Here is a 6,610-nt window from a genome sequence, read left to right on the forward strand (position 1 = left end):
AAATTCATTTTTCTCTGATAATTTAGAAAAGTATAAAAAATATTGTTTTTAACACTTTAGTAAGAATAATCAGCAATATGAAACGTTTACAAAGATTTATTTTTTAACAGGAAATTTTAATGAAATAGAAATATAAATATACAAAAAATATATTTGTGTGTATAATATGAATTATTAGAACATATATATATTTCTTTCTGTTTGAAAATGAAAGGGCTAACATTTTTATGGAGGGTGGAAGTATGAAAAAAAAGATTCCAGTTTTTGTAGTATCAACAGTAGCAATGAGCATGATGTTAGGGGCATGTAGCTACCAAAAAGATGAACCGCAAGCGAACGCAAAAGGGGATAGCGGGAAAAGCGGTGCGAAGCAAGTTATTAACTTAATTGAAACGCAAGAAATTCCAACGATGGATCCAGCGTTATCAGCTGATGCAGTTTCTTCAAGAGTAATGGGTAATACGATGGAAGGCTTATACAGTTTAGGAAAAGATGATAAGCTAGTTCCTGGTGTAGCGAAGGAATTCCAAAAATCAGAAGATGGTAAAAAATACACATTTAAATTACGTGAAGACGCAAAATGGTCAAATGGTGATCCTGTGACGGCAAAAGATTTCGTATACGCATGGCAAAGAGCGATTAACCCAGATACAGCTGCGAAATCAGCGTACATTATGTATGATATAAAAAATGCAGAGAAAATTAATAAAAAAGAGATGAGTCCGGATCAATTAGGGGTAAAGGCGATTGATGATTATACATTAGAAGTGGAATTAGATAATTCAATTCCATACCTTGTAGATTTAATGGTATATCCAATCTTCTATCCTGTGAATGAAAAGTTTGTGAAAGAGCAAGGTACGAAGTTTGGTTTGGAAGCGAATACAACGCTTTATAACGGACCATTTACATTAAGTGATTGGCAACATGAACGTAGCTTTAAAATGACAAAGAGCGCGTCATATTGGGACAATAAAGAAGTGAAGATTGAAGAAGTAAACTTTAATATTGTAAAAGATACATCTACGCCAATTAACTTATATGAAACAAATGCAATTGATCGAGCGTCGTTATTAGCGGAGTTTATTGATAAATATAAAGGAAAACCAGATTTCCAAACAGTAGAAGATACATCTGTATTCTTCCTTCGTTTAAATCAAAAAGATCCAGCTTTAGCAAATAAAAATATTCGTAAAGCAATTTCACTTGCTTTTGACCGTAAGCCATTCGTGGATACATTATTAAATAACGGTTCTAAGCCAGCAACAGGATTAATTCCTGATAACTTCATTAAAGGACCAGATAAAAAAGATTTCCGTGCTGTAAACGGGGATATTGTAAAACCAAACGTGAAAGAAGCGAAGAAATATTGGGAAGCTGGTAAAAAAGAACTTGGTAAAAATGAAATCGAATTAGAATTATTAAATGAAGATGTAGAGTTATCAAAGAAAACTGGTGAATATTTAAAAGGTGAATTAGAAAAGAATTTACCAGGTTTAACAGTAAAAATTAAACAGCAACCATTCGCACAAAAACTAAAATTAGAAGATGCGGGCGATTATGTCATGTCATTCTCTGGATGGAGTGCGGACTTCCCAGATCCAATTACATATCTTGATATGTTTGTAACAGATGGGTCACAAAATAAGATGAAGTACTCTAATCCAAAATACGATGAAATCATTATGAAGGCGAAAAAAGATGGAAGCGATGTAAATGCTCGTTGGAAGAACTTATTAGAAGCAGAAAAAATGTTACTTGATGATGCTGCGATCGTTCCAGTATATCAACGTGGTAGAGCATATTTACAAAGAGATTCAATTAAAAATATGTATAACCATAAATATGGCGGCGATTTAAGCTTTAAATGGGCGTCAGTAGAGAAATAAGAAAAAAAGCAGGTGATCGCCTGCTTTTTTTTAATACGTTCGTTTCTTATAAATGCCTTTTCCGCCAACTTGGTTCCAGCCAGATTGTACATCCAAACTTTTGTTAACAAACTTCATTTTTTCTTTTCCACCAAAGAGCTTTTCGCCGATGCTATTTGTAATGACACCAATCAATGCTGTTATTCCGATGATGAGGGCAGCAACCGTAATAAAATCAATAAAAAAAGCAATCATTTGAAAACTCCCCCTTTGCCTGTCTGTATGTTTATTGTATGAGATAAAAAATGAAAAAGAAAGAAATGTCAGAAAAATATTTAATTTACTTTAGAAATCGTGTAGACAGGAGGGAGGATATTTGTTAAAATGAGAACAAACGTTCCTTTTTATTCTCATTTGTATAGTCTTACATTTCTTAATTAATTTATCAAGAAAAAGTAAGAAAACGTTCTCTTTTTCATAGGGAAGATTATAGATAAATAACTATATATTATATGAAAAATCTATGAGAAGTGAGTAGTAAAAGGATTGAAAGTTATTGTTAAAGTACAGCTGAAGTGAGCGTAATCATGTTACATAGCAGTGAAATGCACGGAAGAGTTTTCTCAACTAGCAGGAAATTTACTGTATATTTCTTGCAAAATCTATTGTATAATGATTATAGAAGTTACTTATTAAAAGTAATTGTTGTTTATTATAAGTTGTTGCTTACATGAAATGCGATTTTTGTACTTTTCAATAAGACAAGTTATCGCGAAAAATTGCTGAAGTTAGAAATTAAAACTGTATTTAGTACAGAATTTGTACTCTTTAAGGAGAGTGAGCTTTGTATGGTAACATTATATAGTTCTCCAAGCTGTACGTCTTGTAGAAAGGCGAAATTATGGCTAGAGGAAAATCATATTCCCTATACAGAACGTAATATTTTCTCAGATCCATTAACGATTGAGGAAATTAAAGAGATTTTACGTATGACAGAAAGCGGAACGGATGAGATTATTTCTACTCGTTCGAAAGTTTTCCAAGAATTGAATGTAAACTTAGAGTCTTTACCACTTCAAGATTTATATAAGATGATTCGTGACTATCCAGGGATTTTACGTCGTCCAATTATGATTGACGAGAAACGCCTTCAAGTTGGTTACAACGAAGACGAAATTCGTCGTTTCTTACCACGTACAGTAAGAACGTTCCAATTACGTGAAGCACAACGTCTTGTAAATTAATTATAATAATATGAAAACCTTCTACCTATTATATAGTAGAAGGTTTTTTTTAATGTTTCACATTGCGTAATCGAACTTGTTGTACGATAAAGCCGATGCATAAAATAGTGAAAATGAACAAATAAGGAATGCTTGTAGTGAAACTTGGATTGTTATGAAAAAAGGTTGCAAGTCTGTCTTCATGTGTAACCATTTTTCCTGCAGTATAGGCAAGAATCGCTGCACCGCAATAAATGAGGAATGGAAATCGTTCCATAAGTATTAAAATAAGTTTGCTGCCCCAAATAATAATCGGGATAGAAATGAGTAAGCCGATTATGACGAGTAAAAATCTCCCGTGAGCTGCACCTGCAATGGCAATAACATTATCAAACCCCATAACGAGATCCGCGAAAACAATTGTCCGCACAGCTTGAAATAAAGTTGTTTTTCCTTGAATAGAAGAAAGATCGTTGCTATTATCGGTTAATAAATTGACTGCAATTAATGTAAGTAAAACCCCGCCAATCAATTGTAGAAATGGAATGTCGAGTAAATAGACAGCTAGTATAGTAAGGATGATTCTTAGTACAATCGCTAAAAGAGTACCGATCAAAATAGCCTTATTTCGTTTCGATTCAGGTAAATTTCGGCTAGCTAGTGCGATGACGATTGCATTGTCACCACCTAATACAACATCGATACCGACAATCATTAGTACGGATGTTAAAAACTCTAAGTCCATTCGTCTGCCTCCATTTATGATGTTTTAATAAGCGAACTATATGTATGTGATGAAGAAAGTTGTTGTTAAATAATCTCTTCTAATAGAAGTTTCACTTTATTACAGTGTACGGGGGAATGTGGAAATGTATGTCCAAATTTTTTGTAAGTAAGAAATCGCTATAATAATATATTTATGTAGTTTATCGAGTAAAGATAGGCATATAACTATTTTTGTAAAATAAATCGATTTTATTTCCATTCTGGAGAATCTTATCATAAAATGAGAGTACAAGAATCTATTGATTTGTCATATGAGTGGGGAATCCCTTCATAACAATTCTAAGCAGGAAGGGAGAGTTGTATTTTGGATATTGAAAGAATTAATGATCATACGATGAAATTTTTTATTACGTACATTGATATAGAGGATAGAGGATTTAATCGTGAAGAAATTTGGTATGATCGCGAACGAAGTGAAGAGCTCTTTTGGGAGATGATGGACGAAGCTCGTGATCATGACGATTTCTTTATTGATGGACCGTTATGGATTCAAGTGCAAGCAGTCGATAAAGGGATTGAAGTACTTGTCACGAAAGCAGAGCTTTCAAAGGACGGACAAAAGCTGGAACTACCGATAGGGGTAGACAAAATTATAGATATTCCTCTAGATGAAGGCATCGAATCATTATTCCAACAAGAATTAGTCGAAGAGGTAGAAGAACAAACAGGAACAAACTTTAATGAAGATGGTACGTTTGGCTTTTTAATTAAATTTAATGATTTTGAAGATGTCATTTCATTAAGTCATCGTCTTATCTTTGAAGATATAAAAGATGAGCTGTATTCATTTGAGGACCGCTATTATGTATATGTGGAATTCGATGAAGTGCTACATGATGAAGAAGAAATCGATCGTATTTTAAGTATTATTTTAGAATATGGAGAAGAATCAACTTTAACAATTCATCGTGTAAGTGAGTATGGAAAACAAATTGTGAAAGAGCATGCGCTTGAAACGATTCGCAATAATTTTCCTGCTAAAACGTAGGCCGATTTCTGTAGTATGAAATCGGCTTTTTATATGAAGAATAGGAAAGCTTTCTTAGTTAGGAGGTAAGAGATGAAAAATACGTTAAAGCTGATTTTCTTTATACTGCTATTGTTCGCATTATTTGTTTCGTTACGTATGTTTATTGATGTAGCATTTTATTCAGATGTGATTGGGATAAAAGATGTTTCGATTTTAGGTATTATTAGTATTTTATTTACAGTATCTGCGTTTTTAATTGGTTGCGTTATTTTCTTAGAAAATCGACATCCATCTAAAACACTTACATGGTTAATTGTTTTAGGAATTTTTCCGGTATTTGGTTTCTTTGCTTATTTATTATTTGGACAAAATTTTCGAAGAAAAAGAATGTTCCAAAAGAAGGCGTTACTTGATGAACAGGCGTTTTTACAATATAAAGGGCATGAAGATTACGAAGAACGAATTTTACGCAATCATAAGCATCAAGAACTGTTATTTCGTTTAGCGGATCGATTAGGAGCTTTAAATATTTCATTTCAAACTGAAACGAGGACATTAACAAATGGAGATGAAACGTTTCGGGCTATTTTAAATGGGTTAAAACGAGCGAAACATCACATTCATATGGAATATTACATTGTGCGTGATGATAAATTAGGAACAGAAATTAAAGATATTTTAATACAAAAATCGAAAGAAGGCGTTGTTGTTCGCTTTTTATATGATGCGGTTGGAAGTTTTAAGTTATCGAAATCGTATATTGAAGAATTAAACGATGCAGGTGTAGAAATGATTCCATTCTTTCCTGTGCGCTTTCCGATTTTAAACGATAAGATTAATTATCGAAATCATAGGAAAATTGTTGTGATTGATGGGAACGAAGGGTTTGTAGGCGGATTAAATATCGGTGATGAGTATTTAGGGAAAAATAAATATTTTGGCTTTTGGCGAGATACGCATTTGTATTTACGTGGTGAAGCGGTTCAAAGTTTACAACTTATTTTCCTTCAAGACTGGTTTTATATGACTGGAGAGGCTGTGCTAGCCCCTGAATATTTACAAGCAAAAGCAGTTGAGGGTGATCATTGGGGAGGAGTGCAGCTAGTTGCAGGTGGCCCCGATAATAAGTGGGAAACGATTAAGCATTTATATTTCGCAATGATCGCTTCTGCTCGGAAATCTATTTGGATTGCAACGCCGTATTTTATTCCGGATGATGATATTTTATCCGCATTAAAGGTTGCTGCACTTGCTGGTATTGATGTTCGTTTATTAATGCCGAGTAAACCGGATAAGCGTACTGTCTTTTACGCATCGAGATCGTACTTCCCAGAGCTTTTAGATGCAGGAGTAAAGATATATGAATACGAAAAAGGTTTTCTTCATAGTAAAATTGTCATCGTTGATTCTGATTTAGCTTCAATTGGGACAGCTAATATGGATATGAGAAGTTTTCATTTGAATTTTGAAGTAAATGCCTTTTTATATGATACAGATAGCATTCGAAAACTTGTTCAAGACTTTAAAGATGATTTAGAAGAATCAAGTGAAATTCATGGTGATCATTTTCATAAAAGACGTCTTCATAGACGAATTGTTGAATCAACGTACCGATTATTATCACCTTTATTATAAAAAGAGATGTCCGAAATTAATCTGTACCCTTTGTAAAGGACATTTTAAAAAAAGTTAGGCGGCATCAAGAAGATGATTTCTGTATTCGACAGGAGTCATCTTCTTTAAATTCCACTGATATCTATGCT

At 33.3% G+C, this 6,610-nt stretch carries 7 protein-coding genes; 4 read left to right on the forward strand and 3 right to left on the reverse strand.

The window, feature by feature from the left end; translation table 11 throughout:
• Nucleotides 1-242 precede the first annotated feature (242 nt).
• The gene (locus tag MR112_RS21820) at nt 243-1,889 is read left to right on the forward strand and encodes a peptide ABC transporter substrate-binding protein (RefSeq protein WP_114556157.1); all 1,647 of its coding nucleotides are present in this window, start codon (nt 243-245) and stop codon (nt 1,887-1,889) included.
• Nucleotides 1,890-1,919: 30 nt separating this feature from the next.
• On the opposite strand, the gene MR112_RS21825 is transcribed toward MR112_RS21820, so the two are convergent.
• Nucleotides 1,920-2,123, reverse strand: coding sequence for a hypothetical protein (locus tag MR112_RS21825; protein WP_000559971.1), 204 nt, complete (start codon nt 2,121-2,123; stop codon nt 1,920-1,922).
• A 593-nt stretch (nt 2,124-2,716) separates the two neighbouring features.
• Here MR112_RS21825 and spx point away from each other — a divergent pair.
• Nucleotides 2,717-3,112, forward strand: coding sequence for a transcriptional regulator Spx (gene spx / locus MR112_RS21830; RefSeq protein ID WP_000258267.1), 396 nt, complete (start codon nt 2,717-2,719; stop codon nt 3,110-3,112).
• 49 nt (nt 3,113-3,161) lie between these two features.
• Here the strand turns inward: spx and MR112_RS21835 are convergent, their stop codons facing one another.
• Nucleotides 3,162-3,836 (reverse strand): TerC family protein, encoded by a 675-nt coding sequence (locus MR112_RS21835; RefSeq protein WP_000362607.1) that lies wholly within the window; start codon nt 3,834-3,836, stop codon nt 3,162-3,164.
• 345 nt (nt 3,837-4,181) lie between these two features.
• Here MR112_RS21835 and mecA point away from each other — a divergent pair, with 345 nt between their 5' ends.
• Together mecA and MR112_RS21845 are read left to right on the forward strand one after the other, a co-directional pair.
• A complete protein-coding gene (mecA, locus tag MR112_RS21840) occupies nt 4,182-4,865 on the forward strand; it encodes an adaptor protein MecA (protein ID WP_000350713.1) in 684 nt (227 codons plus the stop codon).
• A gap of 72 nt (nt 4,866-4,937) precedes the next feature.
• Complete coding sequence (locus MR112_RS21845) at nt 4,938-6,482, forward strand: cardiolipin synthase (RefSeq protein ID WP_000799194.1); 1,545 nt, start codon at nt 4,938-4,940, stop codon at nt 6,480-6,482.
• A 54-nt stretch (nt 6,483-6,536) separates the two neighbouring features.
• On the opposite strand, the gene MR112_RS28950 is transcribed toward MR112_RS21845, so the two are convergent.
• On the reverse strand, nt 6,537-6,610 hold a 74-nt coding region (locus MR112_RS28950), incomplete at its 5' end, for an IS3 family transposase (protein WP_333563856.1).

The sequence above is a fragment of the Bacillus cereus group sp. BfR-BA-01330 genome, from assembly GCF_022663885.1.
GTDB lineage: Bacteria > Bacillota > Bacilli > Bacillales > Bacillaceae_G > Bacillus_A > Bacillus_A cereus.

Excerpts from the sequence above, each read along its gene's own strand:
- MR112_RS21820 (WP_114556157.1), top strand. The coding sequence starts at position 243 with ATGAAAAAAAAGATTCCAGTTTTTGTAGTATCAACAGTAGCAATGAGC.
- MR112_RS21845 (WP_000799194.1), top strand. The coding sequence starts at position 4,938 with ATGAAAAATACGTTAAAGCTGATTTTCTTTATACTGCTATTGTTCGCA.
- spx (WP_000258267.1), top strand. The coding sequence starts at position 2,717 with ATGGTAACATTATATAGTTCTCCAAGCTGTACGTCTTGTAGAAAGGCG.
- MR112_RS21825 (WP_000559971.1), bottom strand. The coding sequence starts at position 2,123 with ATGATTGCTTTTTTTATTGATTTTATTACGGTTGCTGCCCTCATCATC.
- MR112_RS21835 (WP_000362607.1), bottom strand. The coding sequence starts at position 3,836 with ATGGACTTAGAGTTTTTAACATCCGTACTAATGATTGTCGGTATCGAT.